15 protein-coding genes and 1 pseudogene are annotated in these 14,589 nt (G+C 65.9%); 6 read left to right on the top strand and 10 right to left on the bottom strand.

Annotated features, from left to right (window positions below; genetic code table 11):
• Positions 1 to 120: 120 nt before the first annotated feature.
• The 3 genes from G3N97_RS03165 to pcaC are packed head-to-tail and all read left to right on the top strand — an operon-like array spanning position 121 to position 2,697.
• Complete coding sequence (locus tag G3N97_RS03165) at positions 121 to 1,500, top strand: 3-carboxy-cis,cis-muconate cycloisomerase (RefSeq protein WP_205991863.1); 1,380 nt, start codon at positions 121 to 123, stop codon at positions 1,498 to 1,500.
• 4 nt (positions 1,501 to 1,504) lie between these two features.
• On the top strand, positions 1,505 to 2,296 hold the full coding sequence (gene pcaD, locus G3N97_RS03170; protein WP_205991864.1) for a 3-oxoadipate enol-lactonase: 792 nt from the start codon (positions 1,505 to 1,507) through the stop codon (positions 2,294 to 2,296).
• Positions 2,293 to 2,697, top strand: a complete 405-nt coding sequence (gene pcaC / locus G3N97_RS03175) for a 4-carboxymuconolactone decarboxylase (protein WP_205991865.1) — start codon at positions 2,293 to 2,295, stop codon at positions 2,695 to 2,697. Before pcaD ends, pcaC begins: the two co-directional genes overlap by 4 nt.
• A 22-nt stretch (positions 2,698 to 2,719) precedes the next feature.
• Here pcaC and G3N97_RS03180 read toward each other — a convergent pair whose 3' ends face one another.
• The 3 genes from G3N97_RS03180 to G3N97_RS03190 form a co-directional block, all read right to left on the bottom strand.
• Positions 2,720 to 3,820 (bottom strand): NAD(P)/FAD-dependent oxidoreductase, encoded by a 1,101-nt coding sequence (locus tag G3N97_RS03180; RefSeq protein WP_205991866.1) that lies wholly within the window; start codon positions 3,818 to 3,820, stop codon positions 2,720 to 2,722.
• A 2-nt stretch (positions 3,821 to 3,822) separates the two neighbouring features.
• Positions 3,823 to 4,071 carry a hypothetical protein gene (locus tag G3N97_RS03185; RefSeq protein WP_065058968.1) on the bottom strand — a complete coding sequence of 83 codons (249 nt, stop codon included), beginning with the start codon at positions 4,069 to 4,071 and terminating at the stop codon, positions 3,823 to 3,825.
• A gap of 234 nt (positions 4,072 to 4,305) precedes the next feature.
• Positions 4,306 to 5,634, bottom strand: a complete 1,329-nt coding sequence (locus tag G3N97_RS03190) for an aspartate aminotransferase family protein (RefSeq protein WP_065058927.1) — start codon at positions 5,632 to 5,634, stop codon at positions 4,306 to 4,308.
• A 154-nt stretch (positions 5,635 to 5,788) separates the two neighbouring features.
• Here G3N97_RS03190 and G3N97_RS03195 point away from each other — a divergent pair, with 154 nt between their 5' ends.
• Entirely contained in the window at positions 5,789 to 7,204 is a 1,416-nt protein-coding gene (locus G3N97_RS03195; protein ID WP_205991867.1) for a PLP-dependent aminotransferase family protein, read from the top strand.
• A gap of 18 nt (positions 7,205 to 7,222) precedes the next feature.
• Here G3N97_RS03195 and G3N97_RS03200 read toward each other — a convergent pair whose 3' ends face one another.
• Both G3N97_RS03200 and G3N97_RS03205 read right to left on the bottom strand, forming a co-directional pair.
• Positions 7,223 to 7,849, bottom strand: a complete 627-nt coding sequence (locus tag G3N97_RS03200; protein ID WP_205991868.1) for a LysE family translocator — start codon at positions 7,847 to 7,849, stop codon at positions 7,223 to 7,225.
• A 204-nt stretch (positions 7,850 to 8,053) separates the two neighbouring features.
• Positions 8,054 to 9,079, bottom strand: a complete 1,026-nt coding sequence (locus G3N97_RS03205; RefSeq protein WP_205991869.1) for a sulfonate ABC transporter substrate-binding protein — start codon at positions 9,077 to 9,079, stop codon at positions 8,054 to 8,056.
• Between the two features lie 277 nt (positions 9,080 to 9,356).
• Between G3N97_RS03205 and G3N97_RS03210 the strand changes: the two are divergent.
• Positions 9,357 to 10,301: pseudogene (locus G3N97_RS03210) on the top strand (fatty acid desaturase); the annotation flags it as partial.
• Positions 10,302 to 10,403: 102 nt separating this feature from the next.
• Positions 10,404 to 11,327 (top strand): LysR substrate-binding domain-containing protein, encoded by a 924-nt coding sequence (locus tag G3N97_RS03215; RefSeq protein ID WP_205991871.1) that lies wholly within the window; start codon positions 10,404 to 10,406, stop codon positions 11,325 to 11,327.
• Positions 11,328 to 11,462: 135 nt separating this feature from the next.
• Here the strand turns inward: G3N97_RS03215 and G3N97_RS03220 are convergent, their stop codons facing one another.
• The 5 genes from G3N97_RS03220 to G3N97_RS03240 form a co-directional block, all read right to left on the bottom strand.
• The gene (locus tag G3N97_RS03220) at positions 11,463 to 11,600 is read right to left on the bottom strand and encodes a hypothetical protein (RefSeq protein WP_205991872.1); all 138 of its coding nucleotides are present in this window, start codon (positions 11,598 to 11,600) and stop codon (positions 11,463 to 11,465) included.
• Positions 11,601 to 11,774: 174 nt separating this feature from the next.
• A complete protein-coding gene (locus G3N97_RS03225) occupies positions 11,775 to 12,155 on the bottom strand; it encodes a hypothetical protein (RefSeq protein WP_241030349.1) in 381 nt (126 codons plus the stop codon).
• A 28-nt stretch (positions 12,156 to 12,183) separates the two neighbouring features.
• Positions 12,184 to 12,600 (bottom strand): universal stress protein, encoded by a 417-nt coding sequence (locus G3N97_RS03230; protein ID WP_205991873.1) that lies wholly within the window; start codon positions 12,598 to 12,600, stop codon positions 12,184 to 12,186.
• Between the two features lie 57 nt (positions 12,601 to 12,657).
• Positions 12,658 to 12,867: a hypothetical protein gene (locus tag G3N97_RS03235; RefSeq protein ID WP_205991874.1), complete on the bottom strand. Its 210-nt coding sequence runs from the start codon at positions 12,865 to 12,867 to the stop codon at positions 12,658 to 12,660.
• A 151-nt stretch (positions 12,868 to 13,018) separates the two neighbouring features.
• On the bottom strand, positions 13,019 to 14,560 hold the full coding sequence (locus tag G3N97_RS03240) for an FAD-dependent oxidoreductase (protein WP_205991875.1): 1,542 nt from the start codon (positions 14,558 to 14,560) through the stop codon (positions 13,019 to 13,021).
• Between the last annotated feature and the right edge of the window lie 29 nt (positions 14,561 to 14,589).

Consider the following 14,589-nt stretch of genomic DNA (forward strand, 5'->3'; position numbering starts at 1 on the left):
CAACGCGCGCACTTCTCGCAGATGAACACCAGCGTGGCGCGGGTCCGGCGGCAATAGTCGCCGGGCGCCGCGCCATCTGCGTTTGCGCGCATCGCATCTATACTTTTTTCATATCGATCCATGATTGAACGCCTGACGAGCCTCATTTGCGGCACCGAGCCGATGAACGCCGCGTGGTCGACCGAGGCCACGCTCCAGCGCATGCTCGACGTAGAAGCGGCGCTCGCGCGCGCGTCGGCGCTGCACGGCGTGATTCCGCAAACGGCCGTGGCGGCGATCGTCGCGACGTGCCGCGCGGATCGTCTCGATGCCGACGCGCTCGCACGTGACGCCGCGCTCGGCGGCAATCTGGCGATCCCGCTCGTCAAGCAATTGACCGCGCGCGTGAAAGAGGCCGATCCCGAGGCCGCGAAATACGTGCATTGGGGCGCGACGAGCCAGGACATCATCGACACGGCGACCGTGCTGCAACTGCGCGACGCGCTCGCGCTGATTGACACGAGTCTCGACGCCACCTGCGCCAATCTGGCCGAACTCGCCCGCGCACATCGCGCGACGCCCGCGGTCGGGCGCACCTGGCTGCAGCAGGCGCTGCCGATCACGCTCGGCCTCAAATTCGCGCAGTGGCTCGATACGCTGCTGCGTCATCGCGAGCGCCTTGCGGCCTTGCGCGAACGTGCGCTCGTGCTGCAATTCGGCGGCGCGGCGGGCACGCTCGCGAGCTTGCGCGACGCGGGCGCGAAGGTGAGCGCCGATCTCGCGAAGGAACTCGGCCTCGCGCAGCCCACGCTGCCGTGGCATACGCAACGCGATCGCATCGCCGAAGCGGCGGCGTTCTTCGGCATGCTGATCGGCACGCTCGGCAAGATCGCGCGCGATATCTCGCTGCATATGCAGACCGAGATCGGCGAGCTTGGCGAACCGGCGGCGGCAGGCAAGGGCGGTTCGTCCACCATGCCGCACAAGCGCAATCCGGTCGGTTGCGCGGCGGTGCTCACGGCGGCCACGCGTGCGCCGGGACTCGTCGCCACCGTGTTCGCGGGCATGGTGCAGGAGCACGAGCGCGCGCTCGGCGGCTGGCAAGCCGAATGGGACGCGCTGCCCGAACTCGCGCGTCTCGCGGGCGGCGCGCTCGCGCAGATCGAACAGATTTCAGGCGGTCTCGAAGTGCGCACCGAACGTCTCGCGGCCAATCTCGACGTCACGCACGGGCTGATTCTCGGTGAGGCCGTGATGCTCGCGCTCGGCGACCGCATCGGCCGCCTCGACGCGCATCACCTCGTCGAAAAGGCCTCGAAACAGGCGGTGCAATCGCAACGCACGCTTTACGACGTGCTCGCGGCCGATCCCGCCGTCACGCAGCATCTAGACGAAAATCGTCTTGAAGCGCTGCTCGACCCCGCCAATTACGTGGGCGAAGCGCACGCGTTCGTCGACGCGGTGCTCGCGTCGTACGCCCAGCGTTCGCCCCATTCTTCATCGCAGACTCATCAGGAGTAACCGCATGCCTTATGCAGCCGTCAACGACACGCAGCTGTTCTACCGCATCGACGGTGCGCAGGACAGCACGGCGCCGTGGCTGGTTCTGTCGAACTCGCTCGGTAGCGACGTATCGATGTGGACGCCTCAGCTCGTCGAATTCTCGAAGCATTTCCGCGTTCTGCGTTACGACACGCGCGGACACGGTCATTCGGCCGCGCCGCAAGGTCCGTACACCATCGAGCAACTGACCGGCGACGTGATCGGCCTGTTCGATCATCTCGGCATCGCGCGCGCGCATTTCGCGGGCGTTTCGATGGGCGGTCTCACGGGTGTGGGCCTCGGCGCGCGTTTCGCGGATCGCATCGACCGTCTCGTGCTGTGCAACACCGCCGCGAAGATCGGCACGCCGGAAGTGTGGGTGCCGCGCGCCGCGAAAGCGCGCGCCGAAGGCATGCTCGCGCTCGCCGACGCCGTGCTGCCGCGCTGGTACACGCCGGAATTCATCGCGCGCAACGCGCTGGTGATGTCGCAGGTGCGCGACGTATTCGTTCACACCGACAAGGACGGCTACGCGTCGAACTGCGAAGCCCTCAACGCCGCCGACCTGCGTGGCGAAGCGCCGTCGATCAAGGCGCCGACGCTCGTGATCTCGGGCACGCACGATCTGGCCGCGACGCCCGCTCAGGGCCGCGAACTGGCGGAATCGGTGCCGGGCGCGCGCTATGTCGAACTGAATGCCGCGCACATTTCGAACGTCGAACTCGCCGACGAATGGAACAAGGTCGTGCTGGCCTTCCTGCAGGAGTCGAAATGAACGAAGACGATCGTTACGAAGCCGGCCTGAAAGTGCGCCGTGCGGTGCTCGGCGACGCACACGTCGACCGCTCCATCGCGAACCGCACCGATCTGACTGAAGAATTCCAGAAGCTCATTTCGCGCTACGCGTGGGGCGAGATCTGGACGCGCGAAGGTCTGCCGCGTCACACGCGCAGCCTGCTCACGATTTCGATGATGGTGGCGCTCAACCGCAACGAGGAACTCGCGCTGCATCTGCGCGCCGCGAAGAACAACGGCGTGACGCGCGACGAAATCAAGGAAGTGCTGCTGCAAACGGCGATCTATTGCGGCGTGCCCGCGGCCAATTCGGCGTTCCATCTCGCCGATCGCATTTTCCGCGAGGAAGACGCGGCTCCGGCCGAGGGTTCGCAAGGCTGATTGCCCGGCAATCGGCGCAGGTTTAGTCCATCGACGGCGAGTTCACGCCCAGCACTTCGTGCAGGTGTGTGCTCGTCGTGGTGTATTGCAGATGGATTTTCTTCTCGGGAAAAACGTGGCGCGCCGCGCCAAACGCGGCGAGTGCGGTTTCGTGAAAGCCCGAGAGAATCAACTTCTTCTTGCCCGGATACGTGTTGATATCGCCCACGGCGAAGATGCCCGGCACGCTCGTTTCGAAGCGCGCCGTATCGACGGGCAATTGCTTGCGGTCCAGTTCGACGCCCCATTGCGCGATCGGCCCGAGTTGCGGCGAAAGGCCGTAAAACACGAGCAAATATTCAAGTTCGAGCGAGCGCGTGACGCCGTCGCCGCCCGTGACCTTGATGCGTTTGAGCACGCCGTCATCGTCGTCGAAACCGGTGATCTGGCCGACGATCGCCTGCATGCGCCACGCTTCGCATAGCGTGCGCATCTGCGCGACCGACGCCGGCATGGCGCGAAATTGCTCGCGCCGGTGCAGCAGAATCACGCTCTGCGCGACGTCGACGAGACGCAGCGCCCAGTCGAGCGCCGAATCGCCGCCGCCGCAAATCACGATGTCCTTGTCGCGGAACTGTTCGGGGTCGCGCACGCGATAGAACAGTTGCCGGTCCCGATAGCGTTCGATGCCGCTCACTTTCAGCGTGCGCGGCTGAAACGATCCCACGCCCGCCGCGATGAACACGGTCTTCGTGAGGAATGTCGTGCCTTTCGAGGTCTGCACGAAAAAGCGTCCGTCGCCGCGCCGCTCGACGATCTGCACTTCTTCGCCCAGATGAAACGTCGCGCCGAACGGCTCGATCTGCTTCATCAGCGAATCGACGAGTTGCCGGCCCGTGCAAACCGGAATCGCCGGTATGTCGTAAATGGGTTTGTCGGGATAGAGTTCGGCGCATTGACCGCCGACCACGGGCAGCGAGTCGACCACGTGAGCGCGTATGTCGAGCAGCCCGAGTTCGAAGACCTGGAAGAGGCCCACGGGACCGGCGCCCACGATCAGCGCATCCGTTTCGATGGGCTGATCGTGCGCGGCGGCGGGCCGGGAAAGGGCGGTCTCGGGCGGACGTTCGGCGCCGTCGGTCATGGTCACTCCTCGGGATTGCGCTCGGCCACGTAATGTTTGAGGACGGCGAGCACGGCGGCGTCTTCGGCGCGGCTCGCTTCGTCGCTCGCGGAACCGGCTTCGGCTTCGTCGCCGAACAGCGAGGCCGGCGCCGCGATGGTTTCGATTTCGCGGCCTTCGCGGAACACGCGGATTTCCAGTGTCGACGCGAGATATTCGGCCACCCAGTGCACGCCTTCGATATGCGTTCCCACGCGGATCGGTGTCTTCATCGCGATGCCTCCGGCCGCTGCCCGCGTGCGGCCCGGCAGCGCAATGATGTGTCGATAACCTCACGATACGCCGATGGCGCGGGTCTTGCCTGAACCTTGCCCAAACCGTGCGCGAACCCGGTCTGAGCGTGCCGAAGCCGCGCAATCGCCGCGCGGGCGGCGAAAAAAAAGCGGCCCGAAACGGGCCGCCCGATGGCGTTGCGCGCCGCGCCGGAGCGCGGCGACGAAACTGCGTTATTGCACCGTCGCGAGCACGTCGCGCACGGTGCCGAAGAGACGCTCGATCTCTTCTTCCGTGACGACCAGCGGCGGCGAGAACGCCAGAATGTCGCCGGTAAAGCGGATCAGCACGCCCGCTTCGAAGCACTTCACGAACACTTCATAGGCGCGCGCGCCCGGTGCGCCGTCGCGCGAATCCAGTTCGATGCCCGCGACGAGGCCGAGATTGCGGACGTCCTTCACGTGCTTCGCGTCGCGCAGCGCGTGCGCCGCGGCTTCGAATTTCGGCGCGAGCGAATTTGCGCGCTCGAACAGCCCTTCGCGGCGATACAGATCCTGCGTGGCGATCGCGGCGGCGCACGCGAGCGGGTGCGCCGAATAGGTGTAGCCGTGGAAGAGTTCGATCGCGCCCGGCGCGCCGCTGTTCACGACCGTGTCGTGGATCGTGCGGCTCACGGCCACGCCGCCCATCGGCACGGCGGCGTTGTTGATCGCCTTCGCCATCGTGATGATGTCGGGCGTCACGCCGAAATATTCGCTTGCTGTGGCTTTGCCGAGACGGCCGAAACCCGTGATCACTTCGTCGAAAATCAGCACGATGCCGTGCTTCGTGCAGATCTCGCGCAGGCGTTGCAGATAGCCTTGCGGCGGAATCAGCACGCCCGTCGAACCGGCAACCGGCTCCACGATCACGGCCGCGATGGTCGACGCATCATGCAGCGCGACGATGCGTTCGAGGTCCTCGGCGAGATGCGCGCCCCACGCCGGCTGGCCCTTTGAGAACGCGTTGTGTTCCAGGTTGTGCGTGTGCGGCAGATGATCGATGGCGGGCAGCAACTGGCCCGAATACGCCTTGCGGTTCGGGCCGATGCCGCCAACCGAAATGCCGCCGAAGCCCACGCCGTGATAGCCGCGCTCGCGACCGATCAGCTTGGTGCGCTGGCCTTCGCCGCGCGAACGGTGGTAGGCGAGCGCGATCTTCAGCGCGGTATCGACCGACTCCGAACCCGAGTTCGTGAAGAAAATGCGGTCGAGCCCTTCGGGCATGATCTCGGCGACCTTGCTGGCCGCTTCGAAAGCGAGCGGGTGGCCCATCTGGAACGTCGGCGCGAAATCGAGCGTGCCGGCCTGCTGGGCGATGGCCGCGACGATTTCCTCGCGCGCGTGGCCCGCGTTCACGCACCACAGACCCGCGCTGCCGTCGAGCACCTCGCGGCCGTCGGTCGTGCGGTAATACATGCCCTTGGCCGATTCGAGCAGGCGCGGCGCGGCCTTGAACTGTCGGTTGGCCGTGAACGGCATCCAGAACGACGACAGATCGTCGATGACGGGGCGCGAAGTCATGGGTGTTCTCCTGAGGTGGTTTGACAGACTCTATCGCCGGGGCTTGAAGCGCGGCAGATACAGTCTCTATACTGCGCTGATAACTGTGCTGGACAATTTGTCCCAACTGTATTGGTCTGTACTCGGCACGGCAGGGTACAGTCCACGCCACCTTATGATCGAAATCGAACTGGAACGCGGCCGCCAGGCCGCTACGACGCTCGTCGAACAGATCGTGCGCGCGTTTGCGCGGGCGATCGAGGCGCACACGCTGCGCACGGGCGCGCTTTTGCCCTCGGTGCGTCAGCTCGCGCAATCGCACGAGTTGTCCACCTATACGGTGACCGAAGCGTATAACCGGCTCGTGTCGATGGGACTCGTGGTGGCCCGGCGCGGTTCCGGCTATCGCGTGGCGCAGCGCGCCGAAGCGCCTCGCGCCAGCGCGGCGGGCTGGCAGCCGCCCGCGCTCGCCGCGACCTGGCTGCTGTCCGATGTGTTCGCCGATCACTCGGTGCCGATCAAGGCCGGCTGCGGCTGGATGCCCGGCGAGTGGATCAACGAAACGGGGCTGCACCATGCGCTGCGCGCGACGAGTCGCGTGCCGGCGGTGCGTCTGGGCGACTATGGCCATCCGTACGGTTTCGCGCCGCTGCGCGAGCGCGTGGCGGCGCAACTGGATCGCCAGGGGTTGCCGGTCGAGGTCGGCAACGTGCTGCTCACGCAGGGCGCGACGCAGGGGCTCGATCTGATCGTGCGCACGCTGCTGCGGCCCGGCGACACTGTACTGGTCGAAGACCCGGGCTACTGCAATCTGCTGCAGATTCTCAAGCTCGCGGGCCTGACGGTGCAGGGCGTACCGCGCACGCCCGCCGGGCTCGATCTCGACGCGCTCGAGCAGCAGGTCGCCGCGCATCGGCCCAAGGCGATCTTCGTGAACACGACGCTGCAAAATCCCACCGGCGCGAGTTTCACGATGGCGAACGCGTTCCGCCTGCTGCAGATCGCCGAGCGCGAGCGCATGTGGGTGGTCGAAGACGATGTCAGCCGCGAACTCGCGCCGCCGGGCGCGCCGCTGCTCGCGGCGATGGAAGGCCTGCAGCGCGTGCTGTATGTGGGCGGCTTTTCGAAGACGGTCACGCCGTCGCTGCGTTGCGGCTATGTCGTCGCGGAGCGCGACGTGCTGCGCGAACTCGCACGCGCGAAGATGGCGGTGGGGCTCACGTCTTCGCAGACGATCGAGCGCATCGTCGACAAGGTGCTGCTCGAAGGGCGCTACACGCGCCACGTCGAAATCGTCAATGAGCAGTTGAAGGCCGCGCACGCGACGTTCGAAGAGCGTATCGACGCGCTCGGGCTCGAACCGTTCTGCCGGCCGCGCGCGGGACTGTTCGTCTGGGTGCGTCTGCCGGTGGAGGCCGCGCGGGCGGGCGAGCTGGCGACGGCCGCGCTGCGCGACGGCATCTGGCTCGCGCCGGGCTCGTATTTCCGTCCCGACGACGCGGCAAGTTCCTGGTTCCGTTTCAACGCGCCGTACTCGCTCGACGACGCGCTCTGGCGTTTCATCGAGCGCGTGAGCAGCGGAAACTTCTAAGGGATCCTGACGAAGCGATCAGCTTTGCGCAAGCTGCGCGAGATGCGCAAGCAGCGGATACATCGAGGCGACCAGCGACAGCGCCATGGCGATGTTGAACGCGCGCAGGCGGCGCGGATCGGCGAGAAAGCGGCGCATGCTGGTGCCGAACGCGGCCCACACGCAGATGCAGGGCAAGCCGATCACGTAGAACAACGCGGCCATCACGACGGTATTCATGCCGAAATCCGTCGACAGCCGGATCGTCGTCGCCGCGGTGAGCACCATCATCCACGCCTTGGGGTTGATCCACTGGAACGCGATGGCCTCGTGAAAACGCATGGGACGACGCTCGCCGCTCTTCATCTTGAGATCGCCCGAGGTGCCGATCTTCCACGCAAGCCACAGCAGATACGCCACGCTCGCGGCTTCGAGCGCCGTGTAGAGCATGGGCACGTGGCGGAACGCCTGACCCAGACCGAAACCCACGGACAGCATCAACACCACGACGCCCGCGCTGATGCCGAGAATATGCGGCACGGTGCGCCGGAAGCCGAAATTGACGCCCGAGGCGAGCAGCATGGTGTTATTGGGGCCGGGCGTGATGGTCGTGACGATGACGAACAGCATGCCGGCGGGCAGGGCGCTGAGCATGTCGGGCAGCATGAGGCGAGGGCTCCGGTAAAGCGATGGCGATCGTATCGATCAAGTGGAGCCAGTCTAGCTGCGTGTTTCGGTACAGTACCGGTACAGATGACAGAGTGTCTGCCGGTACGGCGTGGTGGCGGGTGGACGGAAACTGTCCGGTGCAGGCGGTGACGGGCCCGCCGCGCTGTCCTGTGCGCGGCGGGCGTCTGGGTGCGAAGTCGCTCAGGTGGTCTGCCAGCGCGCGTCGGCGACCACGAGCTTGCGCGGGATGAGCTTGAGCTCGGTGAACGTGTCCGCGATCTGCTGCTGATACGCGAGCGTGGCGGCGTCGATGGGGCGCACGCCGTAACCGGCGCGCTTGAGTGCCACTTCGAGTGTGGCCGCGTCGAGGCCGACCAGCGGCGACAGTTGCGCGGCGACCGCCGGAATGTTGTCGCGCGCGAAATTGTCTACGGCGATGAGTTCTTCGACCAGCGCGTGCACGACCTGCGGCTGTGCATCGGCGAACTTGCGGGTCGCGAGGTAATACTGCACGTTGTCGACGAGATGTTCGCCGTTGGCGATCGTGCGCGCGTTGGCTTGACGCTCGATCGCGGCGAGGTACGGATCCCAGATCACCCACGCGTCGACGCTGCGGCTCGTGAACGCGGCGCGCGCATCGGCGGGAGCGAGATAAACGGGCTGAATATCCTCGTACTTGAGATTCGCTTTTTGCAGCGCCTTCACGAGCAGATAGTGCACGTTCGAGCCTTTATTCAGGGCCACGCGCTTGCCGCGCAGATCGGCGACCGTGCGAATCGGCGAGTCCTGCGGAACCACGATGGCTTCGCCCTTCGGCGCGGGCGGTTCGCTGGCGATATAGACGAAATCCACGCCGCCGGCCTGCGCGAAAATCGGCGGCGTCTCGCCGACCGTGCCGACATCGACCGCGCCCGCGTTCAGGCCTTCGAGCAATTGCGGACCGCCGGGGAATTCCAGCCATTGCACCGAAAAACCGAGCGGCGCGAGGCGTTTTTCGAGCGTGCCGCGCGCTTTCAATACGACGAAATTCCCGTACTTCTGAAAACCGACGCGCAAAACCTTGTTGCCTTGCGCGCGCGCCGCGCCGCTTTGCAGCGCGAATGCGGCGGCAGCGCCGACGCCAGCGGCGCTACGGATCGTGGCCAGCGTGGCCGCGCCCGCAGCGGCTTTCAGAAGCTGTCGACGCGCGCCGTTTGCGCGGTGGTCGTCGTGTTGATCGTTCGACATCGTGTGGTCTGCCTTTGAATGACGCTATTTGTGAATGGCTGCGCGCGTTGAACGCCGCTTGAATGCCGCTTGAAAGCCGATCGTTCGCGCGAGATGTGTCACCTTAAATCCGTTCAAGCGTCGGCCTAACCAAGATATCGTCAGATGCTTATCTGCCGACCCGCATATCGCGTTGCATGCGCGAACGTCATAACGATGTGCAAATCCATTATTGGAGCGCCGAGCGGCGCGTCCTTATACTGCGGCCTCATTGTGGGCGAAGTGGCAGGCGGCAAACATGGCGGAATATTTCGACGCGGAACACGCGCAGGCTGTTGCCGCGCTCGAAGCGCGCTTTGCGGCGCGCACGGAATGGCCGACGTGGCTGCTGATCGCGGGCGTGTACGGCGGCTGGTTCGCCACGCTGCTGATGGTGCGCCATCACGCGCTCTCGCTGCACGCCGCCGCGCCGTTGCTCGCCGTGTTGTGCGCCTGGCATATGTCGATGCAGCACGAATTGCTGCACGGTCATCCGACACGATACGTATTCCTGAATAAATTGCTGGGATTCGCGCCGCTCACGATCTGGTTTCCTTACACGCTCTATCGCGACACGCATCTCGAACATCATCGCGACGAAGCGCTCACCTTGCCGGGCCTCGATCCCGAAACGAATTACGTGCCCGCCGGCGAGTGGCAGCGCTGGCCTGCGTGGCGTCGTGCGCTCTGGCACGCGCGCAAGAGTTTCGTGGGCAGAATGGTGGTGAGCCCGCCGATGAGCGCCGCCGCGGTGCTGGCCGCCGCGTTCGACGCGCTGCGCACGCGCGACCGCCGCTATGCGCCGATGTGGATCATGCACGGCGCGTGCGTCGCGGCGTTGCTGTTCGCGCTGCAGCACTGGGCAGGCGTGCCGTGGTGGTTTTATCTGCTCGCCGTGACGTGGCCCGCGCTGTCGCTCGCGACCATCCGCTCGCTATACGAACATCGCGCCGCGCCGGACCCGAAAGCGCGCATCGCCATCAACGAAGCGGGCGCGGCCATGCGGCTGCTGTTTCTGAACAACAACTATCACCTCGTTCATCACGACCTGCCGTCGCTCGCCTGGTACAACCTGCCGCGCGCGTACCATCTGCGTCGCGCGGATTACGCCGACAAATGCGCGGATTTCGTGATTCGCGGCGGCTATGGCGAGTTGCTGCGCCGCTACGCCTGGAAAGCCACCGACGCACCGGTTCATCCGTTCGGGAACGGCGCGGTCTGATCCGTTCGCGAGCCCGATTCGCCCATACCGAATTAGACAAAAGATCGATATACATCGACGCGCGGGATTGATAGGCTGCGGCGTATGGATTCTTTACTCACTTCCGCATCGCTGCGGCGCCTGCAGGTGTTTCTCGCGGTCTGCGAAACGCTCCATATGGCGCGCGCCGCCGAACAGCTCGGCGTGGCCCAGCCCGCGCTCAGTCAACAGATCAAGGGACTTGAAGAGGCGCTCGGCGTGCGCCTCTTTCATCGCCGCAAGCGGGGCATCGACCTCACGGCGGCGGGCGAGGCCTTCCGCGCCGAAGCGCAAAAACTGCTCGCGCTGCACGGTCACGCGATCGACGCGGTCAGGCGCACCGCGCGCGGCGAACTGGGCACGCTGGCGATCGGCTATGTGGCGTCGGCGATGTTCGAGCGCAGTTTTCCCGCGCAATTGCGGGCCATGCGCGAAACGCATCCGAATGTGGAACTGGAGTTGCGCGACGAGAATCTGCGTACGCTGTTCGCGGCGCTGGAGGCGGGCGAACTCGATGTCGCGCTGGTGCGCGCGCCCGTGGCCGCCGAGGCGCCGTTGCGCCATCGCGTCCATTCGAGTCAGGAGCTGGTGGTGATTTTGCCGAAGTGGCATGCGCTCGCCGCGCTGGAAAAGATTCCGCTGGCGAAGCTCGCGACGGAGCCGATGGTGGGCTTTCCCGATCCCGACGACGTCGGCACGATGCGCGTCGTCACGGACCTCGCGGCGAAGGCGGGCGTAAAGCTGCAGCCGAAGTGGAAGGTCTCGGACGTCGGCAGCATCATCGGCCTGGTGGCGGCCGGGCTGGGCTTCGGGATCGTGCCGCTGGAGATCGCGCGGCTCGCGGGCGCCGAGATCGTGGCGCGTCCGCTCGCAGGTCGCGGCGCGCGCGCCGAACTCTGGCTGGTCTGGCACGAGGCGCGCGAAACGCCCGCGCTGAGCCGGTTTCTGGCGATCGTCGGCAAGAGCCGCGTGGCGAAGACCGCCGGCTAGCGTGCGCGCCGCGTCTTGCGCGATGAGCGCGCACGGACGCCACGCACGGGCGTATCAACGGCCAACGCGGTCGCGCTGGAAGCGGCGACCGCGCCAATACCTGGCAGACGATGGTCTGCCTGAAGCTCGCGCTTCTTAGAAGCTGCGACGCTGCGCTTCGGCGAGCAGTTCGCAGTATTCGAGGTGGCGATTCAGCGCCACGGTGCCGAGACGGCGTGCTGCTTCAAGAAATCGAGCCACATTCGACGAAATTGCAATAATCACTGCGCCCATGATGTCCTCGTTTGGCTGGGGTATGTACCTAAGGGTTATCCCTAATCATACGCTCTTCCTTCGGGAATGCAACGGCGCGAGTGTGTCGATTTGCAACATTCGGCGTGAGTTGACCAAAAGTCGACCAAAAATCGGGGGCAAAACAATCGTCGACTGTGCCGATTGGCGCAACGATCACGGCTGCCACGACCCGCGCGCCGCGATCCCGCCCTGCAATCCAATATGCAGCTCCACGAGCCAGCGGCGCGGACAGTCGCTGCTGACGCGCACTGTGCGGCCGTTCGCGATCGCGCGCGGCTCGACGAAACCGCTCGCGCGCGCGTCGCGCCAGGCGTGGTGCGCGTCGGAGCGGATCCAGACGCTCAACGCCGCGCAGGTCATGAAGCAGAACAGGGTGGTGAGGCCGAGCGCGAGATCGGGATGGCTGCCGCGCGCGACAAAGGCGAACGCGCAGGTGAGGATCGGATTGATCAGCAGAATCAGGACGACGAGGCGCAAGAGCGCGCGACGGCGCGGCGTCGACGTGTGACGAAACGTGGTGCCGGAGTGGCGCATGGTGAGTCGCGACGATTTATTGATTGGCTCATTGCAGCAGCGTGACGGGCGCGGCGCACAGCCGCCGGAGTTGCGCGAGCATGCCCCATTTGCGCAGAAAGCCCAGACGGCTCGCATCGACCACGACGATATCGGCGCTCGCGCACTCCACGCACGCCGCGATGCTGCGTGCGGGCGGTCCGAACACGCTGCGCCGCGTGTAGGGCACGCCGGCGTCGTCGAGAATCGCGCAGGTTCGCGCGAGTGCCTCGCTCATCGAGCGGCGGTAGCGTTCGCGCAATTCGGCCGGCGACCAGAATGCGCTGCTGCGGTCGGTCGAGGCGTCGCCGAGCACTTCGACGACTTCGACTTCGCTCACGCAATGCTCGGCGAACAGAAAGGCGCTGTGGCGCGCGGCTTCGGCGGCGCCATGCCGGTCGAAGATGGGGATCAGCAGTTTGAGCACGGAAACCTCGTGGAACTTCGTGAATGTGCGTGAATGCGCTCGATGCAGAGCGGACGCTCAGTCGCGCACGAACACGAACGGAGCCAGCGCGGCCACGCAGAGCGCGAGACCGGTGACGGCGGAGCCCAACGCGATACAGGTCACGGCTGCGCCCACGCCAGTCATGGCGATCGCATCGAGACGACGTCGACGCGAACGCCGACACTCGATCTCGGCAAGCGACGCCGAACGCGCAAGCGGTGCTTTCGTCCGGCTGAAAACCGTCATGAACCCTCCGTCGACGCGCGATGCGTGAATGTTGCAGGAGCTGCAACCACGGAGGAAATCGTAGCGGGCGCGCCGTAAAAACCGTGCTAAAACACACGGCTCCCGTTATCAACGCGCCGTATCGAAACGCAGAAAAACGATCTGGCCGATATCAGCCGCCGAGTACGGCGCGCGCGACGTCGGCCGTAATCGGTTCGCGCATGCGTTCGATCAGATGCGCGCTTGCTTGATCGTAACCGCAGGCGAGCACGGCCTGCACATGGCCGAGGCGCGAGTAGATCGCGCGAAAACGGCCTTCCGCGAGGCTGCCCGAGATGTCGAGATCGTCCCATTGCGTGGCGTGGCCGAGATAATCCACGCGCTGGCCGAAATGCTCGGTCCAGAAGAAGGGCACGCCTTCGTAGCGCACTTCGCGTTCGAGCATGTTGAGCGCCGCGACGCGCGCGAGTTGCTGCGCGACGCGCCAGTGTTCGATGCGCGCCGTGCGTGCGAGGCCCGAGCCGTCGGCGAGCGGAAAGCGCGCAATATCGCCGGCCACGTAGACGCGCGGCGCGGCGCACATCGTCGCGTCGACGCTCACGCCGCCGTCGTGATCGAGCTTCAGTCCGGCCAGCAACTGCGTCGCGGGGCGCACACCCACGCCCGCGATCACCGCGTGTGCGGGCAAGGTCTCGCCAGTGTCGAGCTGGATCGATTCGATGCGTTCGCGGCCCTCCAGACGCAGCGCCTTCGCGCGCTGAAACACCACGCCGTGCGCTTCGTGCCAGTCGCGAAACAGGCCGCCGACGCGCGCGCCCAGCGCATGGTGCAAGGGCACGCCGCTCGGCGTGACGACGGTCACGCGCACGTCGCGCTTGCGTAGCGCCGACGCGGTTTCGAGCGAGATGAAACTGTCGCCGAGCATGACGACGTGTTCGCCCGGTGCGGTGGCGTCGAGAATCGCCTTCGCATCGTGCAAGGTGCGCAGCGTGAAGACGCGCTCCAGATTCGCGCCGGGCAGGTCGGGGCGTCGCGCGCTCGAACCGGTCGCGACCAGCGCGGCGTCGAAGGCGGTTTCGCGGCCGTCGGCGAGCGTGACGCGCTTGAGCGCCGTATCGAAGCGCACGACGGCGGTGTGCTCGATGCGCAGACGTTCGTCGCGCGTTGTTTCCTCGGACAAAAGCGGCGGCACGTCGTCGGGCTGCATTTCACCTGCGGGAACGAATTTGCTCAGACAGGTGCGGTCGTAGGGCGCTTCGGGCTCCGCGCAGAAAACGGTCAACTCGCCGTCAAAGCCGTTGTCGAGCAGCGTGGCAACCGCCGACGCGGCCGCCGCACCGCCGCCGATGATCGCGAAGCGCTGCGGCGAACCGCGACGCGCGACGGCCGCAGCGGGCGCGCCGGGCTGCAGATCGATGAACACGTTCGACGATTCCACCTTGACGGGCCACGCCTTGAGGCTGCCGAGCGCGGGTGGTTCGAGCCACGCACCGCTGTCGGCGGCGAAAACGGCCTTATGCCACGGACAGATGATGCGGCCGTTGCAGAGCGCGCCTTCTTCGAGCGGCGCGCCCGCGTGCGGGCAATCCGCCTGAAACGCCCGCAGGCATTCGCCGTCGCGCACGAGCAGGACGGCTTCGTTTTCGATCTTCACGCGCGTCATGCCCGAAGCGGGCAATGCTCCCAGTTCCGCTGCCTTGATCCATGCATTCATGACGCGCTCCTGCCTGAAATTGCCGATAT

It is taken from the genome of Paraburkholderia sp. Ac-20347 (genome assembly GCF_017104805.1).
Classification (GTDB): Bacteria; Pseudomonadota; Gammaproteobacteria; order Burkholderiales; family Burkholderiaceae; genus Paraburkholderia; species Paraburkholderia tropica.

Bases quoted from the DNA above. Each gene is read 5' to 3' on its own strand.
- G3N97_RS03165 (WP_205991863.1), top strand. From the start codon at position 121: ATGATTGAACGCCTGACGAGCCTCATTTGCGGCACCGAGCCGATGAAC.
- pcaD (WP_205991864.1), top strand. From the start codon at position 1,505: ATGCCTTATGCAGCCGTCAACGACACGCAGCTGTTCTACCGCATCGAC.
- pcaC (WP_205991865.1), top strand. From the start codon at position 2,293: ATGAACGAAGACGATCGTTACGAAGCCGGCCTGAAAGTGCGCCGTGCG.
- G3N97_RS03180 (WP_205991866.1), bottom strand. From the start codon at position 3,820: ATGACCGACGGCGCCGAACGTCCGCCCGAGACCGCCCTTTCCCGGCCC.
- G3N97_RS03185 (WP_065058968.1), bottom strand. From the start codon at position 4,071: ATGAAGACACCGATCCGCGTGGGAACGCATATCGAAGGCGTGCACTGG.
- G3N97_RS03190 (WP_065058927.1), bottom strand. From the start codon at position 5,634: ATGACTTCGCGCCCCGTCATCGACGATCTGTCGTCGTTCTGGATGCCG.
- G3N97_RS03195 (WP_205991867.1), top strand. From the start codon at position 5,789: ATGATCGAAATCGAACTGGAACGCGGCCGCCAGGCCGCTACGACGCTC.
- G3N97_RS03200 (WP_205991868.1), bottom strand. From the start codon at position 7,849: ATGCTGCCCGACATGCTCAGCGCCCTGCCCGCCGGCATGCTGTTCGTC.
- G3N97_RS03205 (WP_205991869.1), bottom strand. From the start codon at position 9,079: ATGTCGAACGATCAACACGACGACCACCGCGCAAACGGCGCGCGTCGA.
- G3N97_RS03215 (WP_205991871.1), top strand. From the start codon at position 10,404: ATGGATTCTTTACTCACTTCCGCATCGCTGCGGCGCCTGCAGGTGTTT.
- G3N97_RS03220 (WP_205991872.1), bottom strand. From the start codon at position 11,600: ATGGGCGCAGTGATTATTGCAATTTCGTCGAATGTGGCTCGATTTCTT.
- G3N97_RS03225 (WP_241030349.1), bottom strand. From the start codon at position 12,155: ATGCGCCACTCCGGCACCACGTTTCGTCACACGTCGACGCCGCGCCGT.
- G3N97_RS03235 (WP_205991874.1), bottom strand. From the start codon at position 12,867: ATGACGGTTTTCAGCCGGACGAAAGCACCGCTTGCGCGTTCGGCGTCG.
- G3N97_RS03240 (WP_205991875.1), bottom strand. From the start codon at position 14,560: ATGAATGCATGGATCAAGGCAGCGGAACTGGGAGCATTGCCCGCTTCG.